The organism is Cupriavidus sp. GW821-FHT07C08, assembly GCF_059419025.1.
Window position 1 is genome coordinate 1 of sequence record NZ_JBWKQZ010000037.1, and the last position, 19,101, is coordinate 19,101.

Below are 19,101 nucleotides of genomic sequence, written 5' to 3' on the forward strand. Positions count from 1 at the left end.
TGATCGCCGGAAAGCTCGACTTCTCCTCGATCAACCCGCATGCCGCATAACCCACTCATTTTTCAAAAGAGCCAGATTTTATGGAACAGACTTTGATGGATACCACGCCCCCACTCATGGCTTCAGCCTTGGTGCGCCTGCATCCGCTGCCGCTGAGCGCGGCCGCCTTTGCGCCCTTCGGTGACGTGATCGAGGCGCGCCCAGCCGGCGACCCCGGCGCCTTTCCGATCAACGGCGGCATGGTCACGCGGCACCATGACCTGGCTGCCGTAGAACTGGAAGGTGGCCGGGCGCTGATCAACCTGTTCGAGGCCAAGCCCTACGCGTATCCGCTGGAGATCGCAATGCTGGAACGCCATCCGCTCGGCAGCCAGGCCTTTATCCCGCTATCGGAGCAGCCCTTCGTGATCGTGGTGGCGCCAGCTGGCGACGTGCTGGATCCCGCTTCGCTGCGCGCCTTCATCACCAACGGGCGGCAGGGCATCAACTACCGCCGCGGCGTCTGGCACCACATGCTGCTGGCCGTGGGCGCGCCGGCGCGCTTTGCCGTGATCGATCGCGGTGGGGATGGCAACAACTGCGAGGAGCGCACGCTGGCGCAGCCGTTGCTGCTGGAACTCCCGCCGGCGCTACACGCCGCATGAGTGTGTGGAGGCAACCGCGACAGGCCGCGGTTGCACCAGCCCGTCGCGCTTACTTGGCGTCCGGCCAGGAGACCTGCTTCCAGTAGGCCTCATTCGAGCGGATCCTGCCATTCACCACCCGGTAGACCTCCAGCCCGGTCGCGTCCACCTTCTTCTTCCCGCCGCTGGCCGGCACCCGCACGCGGAAGCGCATGATGGCCAAATCACCGCTGTACTCAAGCTTGACGTCCGACAGCACCGGCGCATTGGCCTTGTCTTCAAAGAAGCGCTGCTTCAGGTAGTCCGTGGCGGCAGCCTTGCCGCGCACAACCAGACCATGTGGGTCGAGGGCTTGCCATCATGCGGATCTCCTGCGCGCTGGCAGAATGAGACAGCCAACGGGCCGGTGCGCAATACTTGCCTGGCGCAGCGGTATTGGGAGACGAAGATCCCGCAAGGCAGCGCGCAGAGATTTTGTCGGTGCGGCCGCGCCGGTTACTCCCTGCCGCCGAATGGCTGCGGCTTCAGCGAGCCAAGGTAAGCGACCAGCGCGTTCATGTCGGCACCACTGATGTTCTTGTACCAGTCGAACGCCATGGGCGGCTTGTAATGCATGCCGTTCTTGCCTGTGCCTCGGATGGCCTGGGCGATCTCTTCCTTGCTCCAGCCCTTGAGCCCGCTCTCATGGGGAGTCAGATTGCGTGCCACACTCTCGCCCCAAGGGCCTTTGAACACCTGGCCGCCGGCGCCCAGACGCGTGAGCACCAGCCCTCCCTTTTCATCTCGCGGCGTGTGACATTCCATGCAATGCCCGATATCGGCGAGGTACCGGCCATACGTGATCGTCTCCTTGGGAGAGGGCGCGCTAACGCCTTTCACAGCCGGGCCGTAGCTGGTCGGCAACGGCATGTTGTACTCGGACTTCCTGACGGCGTTCTTCACGGGCGGCTGTACCCTCAGATAGGCGATGATCGCTGCCAGGTCTGCGTCAGACATGCGCCGGTAGAACTCGATAGGCATCGGCGGACCGATGATGGTCCCGTCCGGCCGGATGCCTTCGCGGATCGCCTTGCCGAGCTGTGCATCGGTCCACTTGCCGATCCCTGTCTCAGGGTCTGGCGTAATGTTGGCCGCGTACGCCTTGAACGGCGGGTGATCGAAGACCATGCCACCCGAGAGGCCCCTGGAGAAGACAGGCGCCCCATTTTCCGCTCGGGCAACATGGCAATTGCCGCAAGCGACCACCCCCTCCATCAGGTACTTGCCACGCGCGAAGCGCGCCTGGTCCTGCCCGCTGCTTGCGCCAATTTGAGACATCAGGAACAAGCCTGCGGCCACCCTCTGGAATATCGCCATGGTTACCCCTTGCCTGGATTCCTGGCCAAAGCGCCCGGACTGAATCCATCGAAGTATCGGGAAATCCTGCCTGAATGGAATCCTCCAAACAGTTGAGTACGGCGGTGGAGGGAACCGATGTCCAGCGCTGCGGCAGGAGGCCGGCGATGTCACCGGTCTCCTGGACAGGCAGGCGCGGGAGCACGTCCGTAGCCCCCTGCCCCGCGGCATTTTCCAGCCCGAAAGCTGCCCCGGCCTATCCGGCGCTGTGCCGAATGTTGCCTCGCCCGGATCGCCCGGCACGAGGCATCACTTCTTCTTCCTGGGATCATCAGCCGGGTTGACGAAGTTGAAAGCCCAGGGCCCCGTCGCATTGATCTGGATAATGGTTTCGTCCTTCGTCCAGCCAAAGTGGTGCATCTTGGGTGGCATGACAATCAGGCTGCCGGGGCCGAGCGGCGAGGTCTTTTCCGGGTCGAGCTTGTCGCCCATGCCATAGTTGAAGGTCCCGGAAAGCACGGTCACCCGCTCCACGCCTGGGTGCCAGTGCGCTGCCACCTTAGCATCCGCGGGTAGCTTGATCCGGGCCGTGAACGGCTCTTTCTTGTCCATCTGCCCCTCGAGAACGGCGAGTTTGGCACCCGGTATCAGTGGCAGGTCCGCCCATTTGATCTCGTCGGCGGTGACCTTGATCATGCTGCCCGCGGGGGCAGCCAATGCCGCAGACATCGTCAGGCAGACGCCGAAGGCCAGTGTGGCAATCGGGGGAAGCTTGTTTTTCATGGCGCGCTCCTTCCTGATACGGCAACCAGACAGCCGGAGCGGTGACGGCACAGACCGCATTGATGCCATCTGGCACCCGATTCCGCCACCAGCCGCGCTGGAGACATCCACTGCATGGCACAGGTTCAGGCATGCAGGCTCGAGCGTCTTCATCGCCCAAAGCAATAATCTGATGCATATCGCGGGCCACCCGTGGTGGGAGGCTGACGGGCCGGTGCGTGACGCTTGCCCGGTGTGTCGGTTGCGCGGTAAATCGGCCAGATCGTTTCAGTTGTGAAACACCGGCGGCTAGCGTACGAAGCCCCAACTTTCAACTCCCCTTCCACACCGGCGACCGCCGGCCCACAAACGCATCCACTCCTTCACGAAAGTCGCTACTGCCATAGCACAAACGCACCAGATCATCCGTGTCGGCCACCGACTGCACGGTCTGGCGCCGCAACGCCTCCTTAACGACCGTCTGCGTGACAGGCGCCAGCGCGCCAAGCCGGTCGCATAGCGAAGCGACCTCGGCCTCTAGCGCCTCCGCGGCATATACGCCCTCCAGGAAACCGCAGGCCAGCGCGGCGTCCGCGTCGAGGATCTGCGCCAGCAGCAGCATGCGGCGCACCGGCTGCAGCCCCCAGGCCGCTCGCAGCTTGGCAAGATTCAACGCCGACAGCGTATTGCCCAGCGTGCGCGCAATCGGCACGCCAAAGCGGCCCTTGGGAGTAGCGACACGGAAGTCGCACGCAGTAGCGATAGCCAGGCCGCCGCCCACCGCCCAGCCTTCGATAACCGCCACAGTTGGCATCGGCAGTTGCTCGACAAGGCGGATACCTTCGTCGATACGCGCTTCGTAGGCAATCCCATCGTCGCCGCTTGAGAACTGCTGGAACTGCGCGATGTCAGTACCGGCAACAAAGGCCTCACCGCCCGCACCGCGGAGCACCACCACACGCGCCCCCGCATTGCCTTGCGCCGCAAGCGTGCGGCAATGCGTGGCAAGTTGCTCGTACATGGCCCACGTCATCGCATTGCGCGCGGCCGGTCGGTCGAACGTCAGCGTCGCGACCTGCCCTTGCATCGTGAGCGTGACCTGTCCGTCGTTGCCGGAACCGCCCTCCGGCGGCAGCGCGGCCTTCATGCTCCGAATGCGCCGGCTACCGCCAGCGACTGCTGTTCGTCCTTCGAGATACCCAGTTCGGCCAGGATTTCTTCCGTGTGCTGGCCAAGCAGCGGCGGCGGGCGCCGTACCTGCTGGGGCGTGCCGCCCATCTTCACCGCGAAGCCGATATTGGGCACCTTGCCCTCGATCGGATGATCGATCTCGATGCGCATCTGGCGGTGCCGGCCGTGCTCGCTGTCGAAGGCCTGCGGGTAGGTCAGGATCGGCCCGGCCGGGATGCCGACGCCGAGCAGGCGTTCGATCCAGTAGTCGCTGCTCTCCTTGACGAAGCTCTCCTCCAGCATCGCGATCAGTGCCTGCCGGTTAGCCAGCCGCAGCGCCACGGTGGCAAAGCACTCATCCGCCAGCAGGTCGGGCCGGTCGAGCGTGTTGCACAGCAGCTGCCACAGCTTCTGGTTGGTGGCCCCCATGACGAAGTAGCCGTCGGCGGACTTCATCGCCTGGTAAGGCGCGCTCATGCGGTTGGCGGTGCCCAGCGGCTCGGGCTCGCGGCCCGTGCCCCAGTACTCGCAGGTGTCCCACACCGAGAACGCCAGCGCGGAGTCGAACAGCGATGCATCGACATACTGCCCCTTGCCCGTCTCCCTGGCGCCGATGTAGGCAGACAGCATGCCGTAGGTCGCGAACAGTGCGCAGCCGATATCTGCCACCGGCACGCCCGCCTTCACCGGCGCGCCGCCCGGGTAGCCGGTGACGCTCATCACGCCCGACATCGCCTGCGCCATCAGGTCAAAGCCCGGCCGCCCGGCCCACGGCCCGCTCTGGCCAAAGCCCGAGATGCTGCAGTAGACCAGCTTCGGATTGATCCTGGCGAGGGTCTCGTAGTCGATCCCCAGCCGCTTCATCACACCGGGGCGGTAGTTCTCCACCAGGATGTCGGCCGTTTCCGCCAGGCGATAGAGCACCTGCCGGCCGGATTCGGTCTTCAGATCCAGCGTGACGCTGCGCTTATTGCGGTTCATGTTGAGGAACCCCATGCTGTCCGAGCCCTTCATCTTAAAACCCATGGCGCTGCGCGTTTGGTCGCCTCCCTCAGGCGGTTCGATCTTGATCACATCGGCGCCCAGATCAGCCAGCAGCATGCAGGCGTAGGGCCCGGCCATGACCTGGCTGACGTCGAGCACGCGCACGCCGGCCAGCGGCAAGGTGGAGGCAGGCGCCTGTGCGCCGGAGTCGCGGAAATCTGTCATGGGGTGCTTCTTCCTGGATCAATGGATGGGGCAGCGTGCGCGCGTGCGTCGGTTCTCGGCCATCGGCTTGCGGCGCTCAGCTCTCGGCCTTTACGCCGGCGTCCTTCACGACCTTGGCCCACTTGGTGGACTCAGAGGCGATGAAGGCGGCGAACTGCTGGTTCGATCCGCCGGAGTCCTCGGCGCCAAAGCTCTTGAGCCGCTCGGCAACGTCGGGCATGGCCAGCACGCGGTTGACGTCCGCGTTCATGCGCTGCACCAGCGCCGGCGGCATATTCTTCGGGCCCACCAGGCCGTACCACGACGCCGCGTCCAGCCCGGGGAAGCCGGACTCCGCCAGCGTCGGCACATTGGGATGGCTGGCCGCGCGCTTCAGGCGGGTCTGGGCGATCGCGATCACCTTGCCCTGCTGGATAAAGGGGGTAGCGGCGGTCATGGTGTCGAACGCATAGTCGATCTGGCCGCCGATCAGGTCCGCCACCAGCGGGCCCGAGCCCTTGTAAGGCACGTGCACCACGTCGAGCCTGGCCTGCAACCGGAACATCTCCAGCGCCAGGTGCTGCGCCGAACCAATGCCGGACGAACCAAAGGAGATCTTCCCCGGCTTCTGCCGGCACAGCGCTACGATGTCCGAAACGCTGCGCACCTTCTGTTCCGGACGGCAGGTCAGCATATTGGGCGTGACGCCCACCATTGAAATCGGCGTGAAGTCGGTGCGCGGGTCGTACTTGACGTCCAGCAGCGCCGGCGCGATCGCGTGGCTGTTCACATGCGCCATCAGCAAGGTAGTGCCGTCAGGCGGCTGCTTGGCCACATAGGCGGCGGCGATGGCGCCGGTGGCGCCGGGCTTGTTCTCCACCAGCACGCTGGTGTTCCACATGACCCCCAGCTTCTGCCCGATCACGCGTGCCAGCACATCGGTACCGCCCCCGGGGGCGAAGCCCACCACAATGCGCACCGGGCCGGCGATATCGGCGGCGCGCACCAGGCTGGGTATCGCCAGCCCGGCCGCTGCCGCCAGAATGAATTGTCTGCGCTGCATTGCGTGTCTCCGTCCTGTAGTTATGGAGCCATCATCCGCAATGCATCCGCCGCGGGCTATCGCTATTTGGGGGATTCTGGTTTCGCGTTTTGCGCAAGCACCGCCAGCACGCTGAGCGCTGCCGAGGAAAGTGCCCCATGGGGCCGATGGCACAGCACAAACTGCCGCTGCGCCCAGGGCGCGGCAATGGGCAGCCGCACGAACCGGCTGCCGCCCGCCACCTCACGCGCAATCGCCTCCGGCATCACCCCGCCGCCCAGGTTCTGCGCCACCAGCGCGGCCATGCTATCGAAACCGCCCACGCGCATACGCATGCGCAGCACGCGGCCGGCCTCCTCCGCCACGCGCTCCAGCACGATCGAGATCGCCGAGCTCTCGCTGAGCACGATCAGATCGCAGTCCAGCACGTCGTCCGGCGTGACCTTGCGCCGCCGCGCCAATGCATGGCCGCGCGCCACCACCAGCACCAGTTCGTCGTTCCGATAGGGCGCGGTCGGCAAGTCGATCACGCCCAGGCTGCCGTCGTAAATGCCGATGTCCACGGTGCCGCGGCGCAGCGACTGCTGGACTTCCGCGCTGTTCATTTCCTGCAGGTCGATGCGCACGCCGGGGCAGGCGGTGGCGCAGCGTTGGATGTCGAAGGGGAGGAACTGGATGACGGCGGATTTTGGCGCCGCTACCCGGACCACGCCCAGGTCGCCGCCGACGAAGGAGGCGGCGTCGTCCTGCATGCGCTGGACGGTGTGGGTGATGCCGCGGGCGTGGGCCAGCAGTGCGCGGCCGGCTTCGGTCAGGGCCATGCCGTGGGGAAGGCGTTCGAAGAGGGAGACGCCTAGTTGGGCTTCCAGTTCGAGCACGCGCCGCGACGCCGCAGCGGGGGCCAGATGGAGACGCTCCGCGCCGCGGGTAATGCTGCCGGCGTCGGCCACGGCGATGAAAAGCTGGACGGTGGTGAGGTCAAAGTGCAGGCGGGTGGTGCGCAAGGGGGGTGAGGACGTCACGATGGTCGGCGCTTATGCAGGCGTCGTCGCAGGGGGCGAGCTACGGATTGAGGGAAGAGGAAACCGTTACGGGCGCCTTGGAATGCGGTACCGCGCGCCATCTGATTCTCCACTTATCAAGCGGCGTCAGCAACTGCGGATTTCCCGCGCAACCCTCGCGAGGGTGTCCGGCGTGACTGGCAGACCAGACCACGCGTCGACGGTGGGACTGCGAGCTTTCGCTCAGGGAATATGGAGAACCTCCGCGATCTTGTCGACGAACTTTACCCCGAGCTTTCCGTAGCCGTCCGCAGTCGGGTGAATCTCGTTCTCCCAGTCTGCCGTGGCACCAACATCGCCGGTTCCGGCCGGGACCAGCGTGTCGCGCGTGTCGGCCACATGAAAATTCGGGATACCGGCCTGGCGAATGACGTCATCGGCAAGTCGGTCGGTGAATTCATTGGCCAGGTCAATCCAATTACCCTCGGGAATGCCATAAACCTGCAGCGCCGGAAACAACCATGGCCCACGGCCCAGCCCCGCACCGCTGTCGCGCGGCGTGGCGTAGTCGTAGGTGTGCGTGATAATCGGCGTGTTCTGGTTCTGCGCGCTGATCCGGCGCAAGAAATCCAGGGCTCGGTACTGGTCCAGCATATACCGTGTGAATGCAATCCAGCCCGGTCGGGAGATAAATGTACTGATCGCGTCAGGGCCATCCCATTCATCTTCGGTCAACAGCAGTCTGTCGTTGGGCGGCCTGCGATGGCCGTTGGCATCGTTCGGCGTGGTCTGGATGGCGTCGATCAGGTCATTGCCGCCGCCGGACAGCAGAATGACGCTCCAGGCCTGGTCGTGCGGACCGACGAGGAAACTGTAGAACAGAGGATCCTGGCGGCTGTCGAGCATATGCGCCAGGGTATCGCCAGGATCCGCGCAATCCACGGCGATGGCGCTGCGCGACAGCCACATGTTCATCAGCAGATTTGAGCCGCTAAACGGCCTCAACGTATTAATGGAGAACCAGGAGTCCCCCTGGGCCAGGCATTGCAGGCCGAAGTCGCCGAGCATCGGCGCGCCTTCGCGCATCATCTCAAAGGACTGCACCGGCTTGAGTCGGTTGGGGCGTTCAGCTGATCCCGGCATCGCACATCTCGCTCTACTCTCGACAACTTTCCAAACCCGCCTGGCCGGTCATCAGCCGTCGTTGAAGGAAATCGTAGGCGCTGCCATGGCAATACCAAGTCATCGCGCTTGAAGTCTGGTCTGCACGGAACTAACAATGCTTCAGTCATGAAACATCTCGCACGTGCAGCGAGCATTATTTACACGGCGCATCGAGCGTCCCAAGTGGCAGCCGGGGCTCCACCTGAACACAGCGTTTAGCAGTCGTTGGGCAAACGCCTGCGGCTCGCAACGCCCTGACTGCTGCCTGCTTCTATTCCACTTGCCTTTCCCGTGAAACCCAATAGGTTTGTACTAAACAGAGTTCGATTGCCCCGCTAGTGACAAGGCAACTGTCGAGGCTGCGGTTCCGGGCCTGGGAAGTCGAGCAAGCGTGCGTAAAGACTTTGCTGACTGACAGTAAAAGGGGCGGTTTCTTTGTCTGTTACGTCATACAAGCGCGTTTCACTCCATTGGCGCCTTGATGGGCGCGAACGACTGGGGCACTTACCATTGGACGGTTCCCATGAAAGCACGCCATCAATCCCATTTCGATCTCGTCCGCTCAGGGCTTCTATGTGTCGCTGTGGCACTGTTCGCTGCCTGCGGCGGGGGTGACGACGGCAAACCAGCTACCAATCCGCCTCTGCAATTCCAGGTGGTGTCGTTTGGCGACAGCATTTCTGATGTAGGAACCTATGCGCCAGTTGCGCAACTGGTCGGCGGCGGGCGTTTCACCACCAACCCTGGGCAGGTGTGGACCCAGGATGTTGCGAATTTCTTCGGCGGGACGCTGACCGCGGCGCAAACCGGTGGCTATGGTGCGCCGGTGCGGAATCACGCAGACGGATTGGGTTACGCCCAAGGAGGCGCCCGTGTAACGGATCCCAACGGCATCAACTTCAAGGCGAATGGACTCGGCGCGCTGACGGTACCGATTGCAACGCAGCTACAAAACCACCTTTCAGCGCACGGTAACTTCAATGACGGCCAGCTTGTCCTTGTCCAGGGAGGCGGGAGCGATATCCTGATCCATGCCGACGCGGTTGTGGGAGGAAGTGAGACACTTGGTGATGCGAATCAGGCCGTGACGCTTGCCGCGCAGCAATTGGCGGCAGTCGTCGGAAAGATCCTCCAGTCCGGTGCCAAGCATGTCGTTGTCTCAAACGTTGGCAATATCGGCGTGTCGCCGTTGGGGGTCAGCGACAACAGCCTCGGGTCCCTTCTCACCGGGATGGCGTTAACCTTCAATTCAGCATTGACGAACGCGCTCCAGGCTGCAGGCATCCAGAACCAGGTCATCAACATTGATCAGTTCGGCTTCATCAACGATGTCCTTGCCCATTTCAAGGAGAAGGGATTCCAGGTCAGCAATACCGGGACCGGCTGCAACCTGCAGCTTCTGTCCAAGGAGATCGAAGTGAGTTCGCTGTTCTGCTCACCGAAGACCTACACGGTGCCAGATGCTGATCAGACCTATATGTTTGCTGATGAGGTCCATCCGACCACGCATCTTCATGCGCTGTTTGCGACGCTGGTGGAGCAGGCCGTGCAGGCGGCGGGCAAATAGGGAATCGGGGGGCAAATCGACTGTTGCGCAACGTTGCGCAGGTCTGCCCCCGTCCGCAAGTCGCGGCATTTCCGGACCTCTCTTCAACCGAACAGACCAACGCTTAGCGGCGGATCGGACGACTGGGCTTCGTCCGTCCATCCTTTAAGGCTCCCGCATCTGACGCGAAACGAAACCAAGCCCTTTGGTTCAACTTGAATCAGCCGGCAGAAGGGGGCGTTGCGTAGCTGATCGTGTTGAATGCAATCGGATTGCCAGCCAGCACTTCCAGGCCCAGGTCGGTCAAGGAGCCCCACAGTTCGAGGTTGTCGGGGGCCTTGCCTTGATGTACGGGAAACATTGATGCTGTTCCAAAAATCTGCTCAAAGTTGAGCATTGGATTTATCCGCACTTCGTTGACGCGGCTTGCGCCGCCCAACTGAAGCCACCTGACGCTCAGTTGCGCCGGAGGAGCGCGCGAGCAGAATCTGCTTCACCTGACGGCGAACGGGGTGTCCGCCCCGTTTTCTGTCGCGACAACCATCTTCAGGAATCCCGCGACCTTCGCCGAGATTTCCGAAGACCTTGGTGGCCAGGTCGTCGACTTCCCCGACTACAGCTATCCCTCAATGGCGAAGGCAGGCGATTCGGCCACGCTTGTCACCGGCACAGCATTCTCCAGCAGCGCCCGAACCACCAAGATCGGCACAGTCACCCGCTCGTATAGCGTCGCCGCCGATACTTCGACCAGTCTGCTGGTAACGTTCACCGAAAGCGTTTTCGACAACAATAACGTCAAGACGGCTGATGCACAGACGACGTTCCGAGTCGATACCACGGGCAATATCCAATTTATCTCGACTGGCTTTGCCGTCAACGGGCAGCAGGGTTCAGTGACGTTTCAATAGGGAGTCGGAGCGCTAGCCGGTGTGGGGCACACTTCAGTTGGAGGAAACGAAGCAGCGTACAGTGAAGGGGGACAGATCTATTTCTGATCTTGAAATAGATCTATCCCCTTCTCTCAGTCCCCTTTTCTCATCTGGTGACGAGGGGCGATCTGCACTATTGCGGCCACATCACGCTGATGACTGCGCTGGCACGTCGCGCGATCGCCTGATGACCCGCGACGGTCGGGTGAACGCCATCCCAGAAGAGATACTCCCCTGGTGCATCGCAATAGGGATTCACCGTCGTATTCAGCCTGATGCAAGGCGCCGAAACGATAGAGAATCCGAACGATGCGGGCCCGGCAGCGATGGCATGATGCAGCGCGAAGACATCGACGCGCCCAACAGGCACGCCCAGCCCCGCCTGCAGTCCGGAGAGCATCTGTTCCAGCCCCGCATTGAACTGCTGCGTAATAAAGCTGGCATAGAACTGCACGATCGGCCCCTGCGACTGCGCCTCCGGCGCCAGGCCAAGGTCAGGCAGGTTCGGCACGAGGAAATTGCGCGCGCCTGCACCGTAAAGCAGGAGCAGATTGTTCTGGATGACGCCAATCGCCTGCTGCAGGATCAGGGCGCTCTGCGCGCCGCTTGGGTCTGTCGCTAGCGCAACGACGGCATCGCGCAGATCATCGCCACCGATCCAGACCACATAGACCGCATCCGCGGCCGCCCGCCCGCCGGCGTCGGCCAGATACCGGCTGACCTGCCCGGTCAGGTCGTATGGCCCCGCAAGCCTGGCGCGGGCGCCGCCAACCGCGTAATTGAAGAACACGCCCGGATTGCGCAATGCGGGACCGGCTTTCGCCAGCTGCTCGATCCAGGTCTGGCCGTTGCTGAAGTGATGCCCGCCGCGCGCGTATGGTGCACTGGGGACGAGGCTCTGGAACGGGGGGACTATGTCCGTGCCCAGCAGGACGAAGGCATTGCCGGGGTCCGACAGGCTGTCGCCGAACACGATGAACTGCTTGGGCTGGCCGGCAAATACGGGCGAAGCCAGCGCGAGCACCAGCAGCGCGCCAAGCCAGGTTGCCCTCACCCTGCTCAGGAAGTCTTTCATGGGCGCCACCGGTCTCGCGATTTAACCGAGTCAGTATTTGTAGAGGCCTCCGCAAAAGTCAACCCGGCGGCTGCGGCAAGATGAGGATCGGGGATAACGCTACAACGAAGCTGACAGGTAAGTAGCCGCGGCATGACGCCGCATTTCGGAAGGCGATGACGGAGGCGGGGAGCAAATCTCCTCGCAACCGCCGCCGCTGCATTGTCACTTCTGTGCGTAACCGATCCGAGCCGTCGCTACGTACTGTCGCACCGCCGTGACGATGGCATCAACAATGCGGGCCCGATTTCCCGGATCACTAACGTAACCCTCGTCAGCCGGATCGACAATGACACCCGCTTCCAACAACAATGCAGGCATCGCGGCCTGTCGGAGGACAACCAGATCGTCGAAGCGGTAGATGCCGATATCGGGCGCCAGCAACTCCCGGGACTCGCCTTCGATTGGCTCGGCGTGATGCAGCGTCGGCGGCCGGCCCAGCTTGCGCATTTCCGTCCCTAGCAGCTGCGCGGCAGCGAGGCTTTGCGCGTAGTGCGCGTTGCGTTGCGACACGAAGATCGAATAGCCGGAAATGGACCGTGTGGTCCGATACGCGTCGTGGTCGCCGACTGGGACCTTTTCGAGGTATTGCAACTGCGCCGAGTCGTGGTGAATCGACAGGAACAGGTCGGCCTGCCGAACGTTGGCGAACCGGGCGCGCTCTTCTAGCGACACGTTGTCGCCCGGACCGCGGGTCAGCGCCACGTCGAACCCGGCCTGTGTGAACGCCTGTACCAGCAGCGAAGCGAGGCCGTCGTTGTAGCGAACCTCGCGGATGCCACGAACGCCCAGTGCGCCGCCCTGCGCCGGTGTGTGGCCGGGATCGATGACGATGCGGGCCGGACGCGTGCCGATGGCTGGCGGCGATGCGATGGCGAGGGCAGGCAGGCAAGCTGCCAGCCATGCCAGCACCGCGCGGCGCCTGGCGGAGATCACCGGCGCCATCGGATCAGTTCCAGGTCTTCCTGGCGATCATGTCGTTGCGGCAGGTGCCCGCCTTGCATTCGCGCACCCGGTCGCGCAGGTACTCAGCACGCTCGCGGTTCACGCGGTAGTTGCAATCCACGTCAATCGCGCCGCCCGATTCGCATGACGCGTCGCGGTACTTGATCCAATCCAGTTGAGTGTCCTTCAGCTTCTGTTTCACGCTGTCTCCAACCATGCCGCGCAGTTCGTTGTAGCTCCCGTTCAGTTCCTTGTCGGATTCCAGAAACAGCTTGGCGAAGCAGTAGGTCTTGTCGTAGCTGGTGCGGTACTTGTCGCATTCGTTGGCGGCCTGGGCGGCGACCGGGGCCAGCAGAGCAAGAGTCAGAGCAGAAAGGATGGCTTTCATCGGTTTCGTATGGAGAAAAGGTTGGATTTCCTGCATGCACCCGAGCGGTACCGCCTGGCTGGCTGAACGGGTGCGCATAGTGTATCTGCGGCAACTTGCCCCGGCATCTGGTGCTGTGGTGCCATTCATACGCGCAGCCCTCAACCGAGTCACGCCTCTGCCGAACTGCTGCCTTGAATATGGCAGGCATACGGCAGTGACCGTACGCCTACCTCTAGCCTGCGCAATTACAACGCATTCGCGCGTACCGAGTCCAAGGACTCATACGTCATTGCCAATTGCTCGGCGAGCGCGGTTGAAGCCGACGTCATTGGCAAACGCAGCTCATCAGACAGCCAGCCATGCCTGGCCAGTAATGTCTTGACCGGACCTGGGTTAGGTTCTGCAAACATGAGTCGAATCAGGGGCATTAAGGCATGGAAAAGCTGGCGTGCGACGCTCAGGCGCTGCTCAGCCACAGCGCACCACAACGCCGTGAAGAGATCAGGCCGAATATGCGCTGACGCAACGATTGCACCCTGACCGCCCATGCACAGCGTGGCAAGCAGTTGGTGGTCCTCTCCCGCGAGGACAGCCAGGCGGCCATCGGCGATCAACGCCTGTGTAGTTTCAGCGTTACCGCCGCAGTCCTTGATGCCTCGAATATTGCCGTGATCCGCCAACGAGAGCAGCGTTTCGGTGCTCAGCGTTACACCGGTTCGGTAGGGGATGTCATACAGCACCAGTGGTGCCCGAGATCTATCGGCCAGCGCGCGAAAGTATGCCTTCAATCCTTCTTGCGACGGTCTTATGTAGTACGGTGCTGGCGCCAGGACCCCCGCCAGCGGACGTTCGCCAATCCTGTCCAGGCGGCTCAGCACATGCCGGAGATTGTTGCCAGCCAAGCCCATCATGACCGGCAACTCCCCGGCCTCGGCCAGCACGGTATCCAGGACGGCCAACTGTTCCGCCTCATCAAGCGCGGCGGCTTCACCGGTGCTGCCGCTTACCACCAAGCCCGCCAAGCCGCTACCGCGGTAATGGGCCACTAGCCGCCGCAGTGCGACGTGATCCACCTCATGGTTGCGAAAAGGGGTGACCAGGGGTAGCCAGATACCACGATAGAGATACTCCATTTCTTGCATTGCATGCTCCGGATCGACCGATTCGGAAACCGCACAGGCAGGCGACGGAGCAAGATGCGCTCAAGACGGTAAGGGAGGGATTGGCAGACCGTCTTCTACACTGATGCTGTTCCGTCGCTCAACTGACGGAACAGCGCGCTCCGGTCAGATGAGCGACTGTTTTTTGGATTTGGCGCGCGCGCCCCACTGCGGCTGGTTCGCAGTGAGATCAGGAGAGAGGGAGGCAGGACGGCGGCTCATGGTTGCGTCAATCTATCCGCTTCTCCGCAATCTCGTCAAGCCTGGCCTGGAAGGGCTCTCTCTTCCAAGGGGCTATCGAATCAACGCCCCAACCCGGCTCTTCGCGGTACTCCATCCAGTGAAAGCAACTCCATTCGCGCGCTATCGAAGCGCGCACACTCTGCCTTGAGCCACGCCGAGAAAATGGTCACGCGCCTATCCTCAGGATTACGAGAAAGCAGCATGTAGCGCGCCGGCGCGCGTACGTGCTTGCCGAACACATTCACCAGCCGTCCGCTCCTGATCTCGTCATAGACCAGGGCCGTACGCCCCATCGCCACCCCCTGGTGGTTCAACGCCGCGCTGATGGCAAGGCTCGACAGATTGAATTGCGGCCCCTCCAGATGCGCAATCCATGTCGGGTGAAAGGCCTCAAGCCATGTCCGCCATTCCACAAACTCGGCTGCGCCGACCCACGGCGATGCGTCATGCAGCAACACGACGCCGTCGAGCGAAGCCCCGTCAGATAGCCCAGGATGCTGGGTGAGGTACTCAGGTGTGGCCACCGGAATCAGGTACTCGTCCAGCAAAACGTCAGCTTGCAACTGGCTGTAGCGGACGGGGTCGTAACGCACTGCCACGTCAATGTCTTCCGCCTCCATCGATTGCCTGTCCAGGGCCTGGAACTCGGCTTTCAGGCGCACGGATACGTCCGGCTGCTCGCGGTGGAACTCAGTCAGGCGCGGCATCAGCCATTGCAGCGCATATGACGGCAGGCAATTGACCTGCAAAGGCGCATTTGGCAGGCCGAGTCGCTGGATCGTCTGCTGGATCTCGTGCAGTGCGCGCGTGGTCGTCTCGAACAGAGCCTCACCCTTTGGCGTCAGTTTCAAGTTGCGCGGCTGGCGCACGAAGAGCACGTAGCCGAGACGGTCTTCCAGATGGCGAATCTGCTGGCTCACCGCGCTTTGAGTGAGGCTCAGCGATTCGGCGGCCTTGGTAAAGCTCAGCAAGCGCCCCGCGGCTTCGAAACACCGCAGCGCGCCGAGAACAGAGGAATCGAGCTGCATTCGTATTAGCCTGACTAATGCATGCGTTAGAAACGATCGCTATTTTTGCACGACTACGTCGTCTACGATCACGGTTCATAAGGAATTCCTTGGAGAAGGACGTGATGGCCACCCTGCCGCTCACTCGTGATCTATTAGCAATGCTTCAATCGAGACAACCGCTGCTTTGGCTGAATCCGAGGCTGGGGCAACCCCTGCCGGCTTCCGCCCCATCGACGGAACTGATCGCATCGGCCGAGGCGCGCCTTGCGCGCTGTGCACCGCTCATGGCGACGCTGTTTCCCGAACTGGGTTCAAGCCATGGGCAAGTGGAATCGCAATTGATGCCGGCCACCGCACTCCAACACGCGATCGTCGGCAACGATGGCGCGGTGGGGACATGGTTCATCAAACGGGACGACGAACTGCCGATTGCCGGTTCCATCAAGGCTCGCGGCGGCTTTCATGAAGTGCTGGCGATTGCCGAATCCATCGCGATCGAGCACGGTGTCCTGAAGCCGGAGGGTGATCGCCGCCTGCTGGCGACGGCGGCAGCGCGCGCGCTGTTCTCGCAATACTCGGTGACGGTCGGCAGCACGGGCAACCTCGGCTTGAGCATCGGCGTGATGGCGGCTGCTCTCGGGTTCGATGCGGTTGTACATATGTCCGCGGACGCCAAGGCGTGGAAGAAGGACCGCCTGCGCAAACGCGGCGTACGCGTGGTGGAACATGAAGGCGACTACGCTGAGGCCGTGGCAGCGGGCCGGGAGCTGGCGCTGGCAGCGCCGCGCTGCCATTTTGTTGATGACGAGCGCTCCGCCCTGCTCTTCTTCGGATACGCTGCCGCGGCACGCCACCTGGCGCGCCAGCTGGCCGAAGCCGGCCGCGTCGTGGATGCCGCGCATCCGCTCTTCGTCTATCTGCCCTGCGGTGTCGGCGGCGCACCCGGTGGTATCACTTACGGGCTCAAGGCATTGTTCGGCGAACATGTGCACTGCTTCTTCGCCGAGCCCGTGGCCTCGCCGTGCGTACTGGTGCAGTTGGCCTCAGGTGCGCAAGCTCCCGTATCCGTCTACGACATCGGCCTGGATAACCGGACCGACGCCGATGGCCTCGCCGTCGGCCAGGCATCCCATCTGGTCAGCCCGCTGATGGCTTCCCAACTCGCCGGCGTGTTCACCGTCCCCGACGATCAACTCTACGTTCAGTTGCTCGCGCTCAAGACCTCGATGGGCGTGGAAGTCGAGCCGTCAGCGGCCGCCGGCATCGGAGGCCCGGGCTGGCTGCGCCGCTCGCCCGAGGGCCAGGCGTATGTGCGCGATCATGGATTGCACATGCACGACGCCACGCATGTGATCTGGGCCACCGGCGGCTCGCTCGTCCCGTCCGAGGAGCTTCGCCGGTTCCAGGATTACGCCGCAACGCTGGCCGGCCATGTTTCTGGCGCAATGCAACAGGCAGCCTGACCCTCTTGTCGTCGCGCCCCCCCCCACAATACAAGGAGACACTTTCATGGAGCAGCACGCCAGGCTTTCGCCCGTGTCGGCGTGAAAAGCTCGTCGGAGAGTTTTGGCCCTTGTGGGATGAGGTGCGGTTCGACGGCGGCGCCGATGTCGAATGACGGCGGGATCCAACGGCTGTTGCGACGTGGGGCGCTAGGCTCCCGATCTCGGACAGTAGTGAGGATGCATCGTCGATTGGGCACGGCGGCCATTGCCCAGTGTGGCACCGAATATCTCCGGGCTGCGCTTATGAAAGGCGAAGATTGCGCGATCCAATTCGCGGAGAGTCCACCTGTTCAGCACCACTTGGGTCGAGATGAGGTACTCGCGAAATCGATAGTAGTTGTCCACACTGAAGGATTTCCCGAGGTCGGCGCCAAGATAGCGGAGCGCTTCCAGGGTTCGAATGTAGAAAATCGGGTAGGTGTCCGGATAGATGAATTGCAGAATTATCGATCCAACGCGCTCTCGAACACCCGGCAATTTGCAGATGGCGTCCAGTCGATCATCCTCGTGCATTGAGAGACAGTCCCTCACAGTCTCGATGTAGAGACCGTAGTTCCACCAGTGCATATGGCCCTTGGTGCGGGCGGATTTCCATTCAAGTATCCGCCTGAGGGTCGCTTCCCTTATGGCACCAACAGAATCGACGTCCTTGCGTACTGCTTGGACGAGGGACTGGTATTCCGCTTCATCGTGCGCGATCGCGTCTTGGTTGGCGAAGACTGCCTCGATAGCGAAAAAAAATGGGAGCTAGGTGGCTCCCATTCTTCATCGTTCCGTCAACAACAACAACATCAATCCCAGCTCAACGCCCCACCCGTCTGATACTCAATAACCCGCGTCTCAAAGAAGTTCCGTTCCTTCTTCAGATCAATCATCTCAGACATCCACGGGAACGGATTCTCCTCATTCGCGAACAACTGATCCAACCCAATCTGCTGGCACCGCCGATTGCAAATAAACCGCAGATACCCCTTAAACATCGGCGCATTCAACCCCAACACCCCACGCGGCATCGTATCCTCAGCATAGCGATACTCCAGATCAACCGCCTTCTTGAACAGCTCAGTAATCTCAGCCTTGAACTCCGCCGTCCACAGATGCGGGTTCTCCAGCTTGATCTGGTTGATCAGGTCGATACCAAAATTGCAGTGCAGCGACTCATCGCGCAGGATGTACTGATACTGCTCGGCAGCGCCAGTCATCTTGTTCTGCCGCCCCATCGCCAGGATCTGCGTAAAGCCCACATAGAAGAACAGCCCTTCCATGATGCAGGCGAACACGATCAGGCTCTTCAGCAGCTTCTGGTCATTTTCCGGCGTGCCGGTCTTGAACGACGGGTCGGTCAGCGTGTCGATGAACGGGATCAGGAACTCGTCCTTGTCGCGGATCGACTGCACTTCGTGGTACGCGTTGAAGATCTCGGCTTCGTTCAGGCCGAGGGACTCCACGATGTACTGGTAGGCGTGGGTGTGGATGGCCTCTTCAAAGGCCTGGCGCAGCAGGTACTGGCGGCATTCCGGCGCGGTGATCTGGCGGTAGGTGCCCAGCACGATGTTGTTGGCGGCCAGCGAGTCGGCGGTGACGAAGAAGCCGAGGTTGCGCTTGATGATGCGGCGCTCGTCTTCGGTCAGGCCGTTGGGGTCTTTCCACAGGGCGATGTCGCGGGACATGTTGATTTCCTGCGGCATCCAGTGGTTGGCGCAGCCGGCCAGGTATTTTTCCCACGCCCACTTGTACTTGAACGGCACCAGCTGGTTGACGTCGGTCGAGCCGTTGATCACGCGCTTGTCGGCGGCGTTGACGCGGCGGTTGCTTTGCGCGGCGGCGGCATTGGGGTTGTCGCCCAGGATGCCGGGCTGCGTGGCGGCCGGCGGCAGTACGCCTTGCTGGTCGGCCGTGGCGGCAACAGCGGGTTGCAGGGCAGGCTGCGGTGCGGCCTGCGGGGTGGCTTGAACGTCGTCGTCCCAGCTCAGCATGATGTGGTTCTCCGTGAT

20 protein-coding genes are annotated in these 19,101 nt (G+C 62.4%); 4 read left to right on the forward strand and 16 right to left on the reverse strand.

From position 1 onward, the window contains the following. Positions 1 to 116 precede the first annotated feature (116 nt). Complete coding sequence (locus AC07UK_RS33230; protein WP_494687829.1) at positions 117 to 644, forward strand: ureidoglycolate lyase; 528 nt, start codon at positions 117 to 119, stop codon at positions 642 to 644. Between the two features lie 49 nt (positions 645 to 693). Here AC07UK_RS33230 and AC07UK_RS33235 read toward each other — a convergent pair whose 3' ends face one another. The 8 genes from AC07UK_RS33235 to AC07UK_RS33270 all read right to left on the reverse strand — a co-directional run bounded on the left by AC07UK_RS33235 (position 694) and on the right by AC07UK_RS33270 (position 8,210). Beyond that, positions 694 to 951: a nuclear transport factor 2-like protein gene (locus tag AC07UK_RS33235; protein WP_436222653.1), complete on the reverse strand. Its 258-nt coding sequence runs from the start codon at positions 949 to 951 to the stop codon at positions 694 to 696. Between the two features lie 167 nt (positions 952 to 1,118). Continuing rightward, positions 1,119 to 1,979, reverse strand: a complete 861-nt coding sequence (locus tag AC07UK_RS33240; protein ID WP_436222654.1) for a c-type cytochrome — start codon at positions 1,977 to 1,979, stop codon at positions 1,119 to 1,121. Positions 1,980 to 2,267: 288 nt separating this feature from the next. Then, positions 2,268 to 2,741, reverse strand: a complete 474-nt coding sequence (locus AC07UK_RS33245; protein ID WP_114133555.1) for a cupin domain-containing protein — start codon at positions 2,739 to 2,741, stop codon at positions 2,268 to 2,270. Between the two features lie 310 nt (positions 2,742 to 3,051). After that, complete coding sequence (locus AC07UK_RS33250; protein WP_436222655.1) at positions 3,052 to 3,867, reverse strand: enoyl-CoA hydratase/isomerase family protein; 816 nt, start codon at positions 3,865 to 3,867, stop codon at positions 3,052 to 3,054. Then, on the reverse strand, positions 3,864 to 5,099 hold the full coding sequence (locus AC07UK_RS33255; protein WP_436222656.1) for a CaiB/BaiF CoA transferase family protein: 1,236 nt from the start codon (positions 5,097 to 5,099) through the stop codon (positions 3,864 to 3,866). The genes AC07UK_RS33250 and AC07UK_RS33255 overlap by 4 nt, the downstream gene beginning before the upstream one ends. A gap of 76 nt (positions 5,100 to 5,175) precedes the next feature. Further along, positions 5,176 to 6,141, reverse strand: coding sequence for a tripartite tricarboxylate transporter substrate binding protein (locus AC07UK_RS33260; protein WP_494687830.1), 966 nt, complete (start codon positions 6,139 to 6,141; stop codon positions 5,176 to 5,178). 62 nt (positions 6,142 to 6,203) lie between these two features. Further along, positions 6,204 to 7,124, reverse strand: a complete 921-nt coding sequence (locus AC07UK_RS33265; RefSeq protein WP_436222658.1) for a LysR family transcriptional regulator — start codon at positions 7,122 to 7,124, stop codon at positions 6,204 to 6,206. A gap of 240 nt (positions 7,125 to 7,364) precedes the next feature. Further along, positions 7,365 to 8,210, reverse strand: coding sequence for a hypothetical protein (locus tag AC07UK_RS33270; RefSeq protein ID WP_494687831.1), 846 nt, complete (start codon positions 8,208 to 8,210; stop codon positions 7,365 to 7,367). A 598-nt stretch (positions 8,211 to 8,808) separates the two neighbouring features. Between AC07UK_RS33270 and AC07UK_RS33275 the strand changes: the two genes are divergently transcribed. After that, positions 8,809 to 9,852 carry an SGNH/GDSL hydrolase family protein gene (locus AC07UK_RS33275; RefSeq protein WP_494687832.1) on the forward strand — a complete coding sequence of 348 codons (1,044 nt, stop codon included), beginning with the start codon at positions 8,809 to 8,811 and terminating at the stop codon, positions 9,850 to 9,852. Positions 9,853 to 10,051: 199 nt separating this feature from the next. Here the strand turns inward: AC07UK_RS33275 and AC07UK_RS33280 are convergent, their stop codons facing one another. Beyond that, complete coding sequence (locus AC07UK_RS33280) at positions 10,052 to 10,228, reverse strand: hypothetical protein (protein WP_494687833.1); 177 nt, start codon at positions 10,226 to 10,228, stop codon at positions 10,052 to 10,054. A 115-nt stretch (positions 10,229 to 10,343) separates the two neighbouring features. Between AC07UK_RS33280 and AC07UK_RS33285 the strand changes: the two genes are divergently transcribed. Beyond that, positions 10,344 to 10,739: a hypothetical protein gene (locus tag AC07UK_RS33285; protein WP_494687834.1), complete on the forward strand. Its 396-nt coding sequence runs from the start codon at positions 10,344 to 10,346 to the stop codon at positions 10,737 to 10,739. A gap of 154 nt (positions 10,740 to 10,893) precedes the next feature. Here the strand turns inward: AC07UK_RS33285 and AC07UK_RS33290 are convergent, their stop codons facing one another. The 5 genes from AC07UK_RS33290 to AC07UK_RS33310 all read right to left on the reverse strand — a co-directional run bounded on the left by AC07UK_RS33290 (position 10,894) and on the right by AC07UK_RS33310 (position 15,626). Further along, positions 10,894 to 11,835 (reverse strand): SGNH/GDSL hydrolase family protein, encoded by a 942-nt coding sequence (locus AC07UK_RS33290; RefSeq protein WP_436222663.1) that lies wholly within the window; start codon positions 11,833 to 11,835, stop codon positions 10,894 to 10,896. A 204-nt stretch (positions 11,836 to 12,039) separates the two neighbouring features. Then, positions 12,040 to 12,819 carry an N-acetylmuramoyl-L-alanine amidase family protein gene (locus AC07UK_RS33295; protein WP_494687835.1) on the reverse strand — a complete coding sequence of 260 codons (780 nt, stop codon included), beginning with the start codon at positions 12,817 to 12,819 and terminating at the stop codon, positions 12,040 to 12,042. A gap of 4 nt (positions 12,820 to 12,823) precedes the next feature. After that, positions 12,824 to 13,285: a lysozyme inhibitor LprI family protein gene (locus AC07UK_RS33300; RefSeq protein ID WP_494687836.1), complete on the reverse strand. Its 462-nt coding sequence runs from the start codon at positions 13,283 to 13,285 to the stop codon at positions 12,824 to 12,826. A gap of 149 nt (positions 13,286 to 13,434) precedes the next feature. Further along, positions 13,435 to 14,331, reverse strand: coding sequence for a 4-hydroxy-tetrahydrodipicolinate synthase (dapA, locus tag AC07UK_RS33305; RefSeq protein WP_436222666.1), 897 nt, complete (start codon positions 14,329 to 14,331; stop codon positions 13,435 to 13,437). 320 nt (positions 14,332 to 14,651) lie between these two features. After that, entirely contained in the window at positions 14,652 to 15,626 is a 975-nt protein-coding gene (locus AC07UK_RS33310) for a LysR substrate-binding domain-containing protein (protein WP_436223111.1), read from the reverse strand. A 98-nt stretch (positions 15,627 to 15,724) separates the two neighbouring features. Between AC07UK_RS33310 and dsdA the strand changes: the two genes are divergently transcribed. After that, positions 15,725 to 17,065, forward strand: a complete 1,341-nt coding sequence (gene dsdA, locus AC07UK_RS33315) for a D-serine ammonia-lyase (RefSeq protein WP_494687848.1) — start codon at positions 15,725 to 15,727, stop codon at positions 17,063 to 17,065. 189 nt (positions 17,066 to 17,254) lie between these two features. Here dsdA and AC07UK_RS33320 read toward each other — a convergent pair whose 3' ends face one another. Beyond that, complete coding sequence (locus AC07UK_RS33320) at positions 17,255 to 17,620, reverse strand: hypothetical protein (protein WP_494687837.1); 366 nt, start codon at positions 17,618 to 17,620, stop codon at positions 17,255 to 17,257. Positions 17,621 to 17,898: 278 nt separating this feature from the next. After that, complete coding sequence (locus tag AC07UK_RS33325) at positions 17,899 to 19,083, reverse strand: ribonucleotide-diphosphate reductase subunit beta (protein ID WP_013958036.1); 1,185 nt, start codon at positions 19,081 to 19,083, stop codon at positions 17,899 to 17,901. Positions 19,084 to 19,101 lie beyond the last annotated feature (18 nt).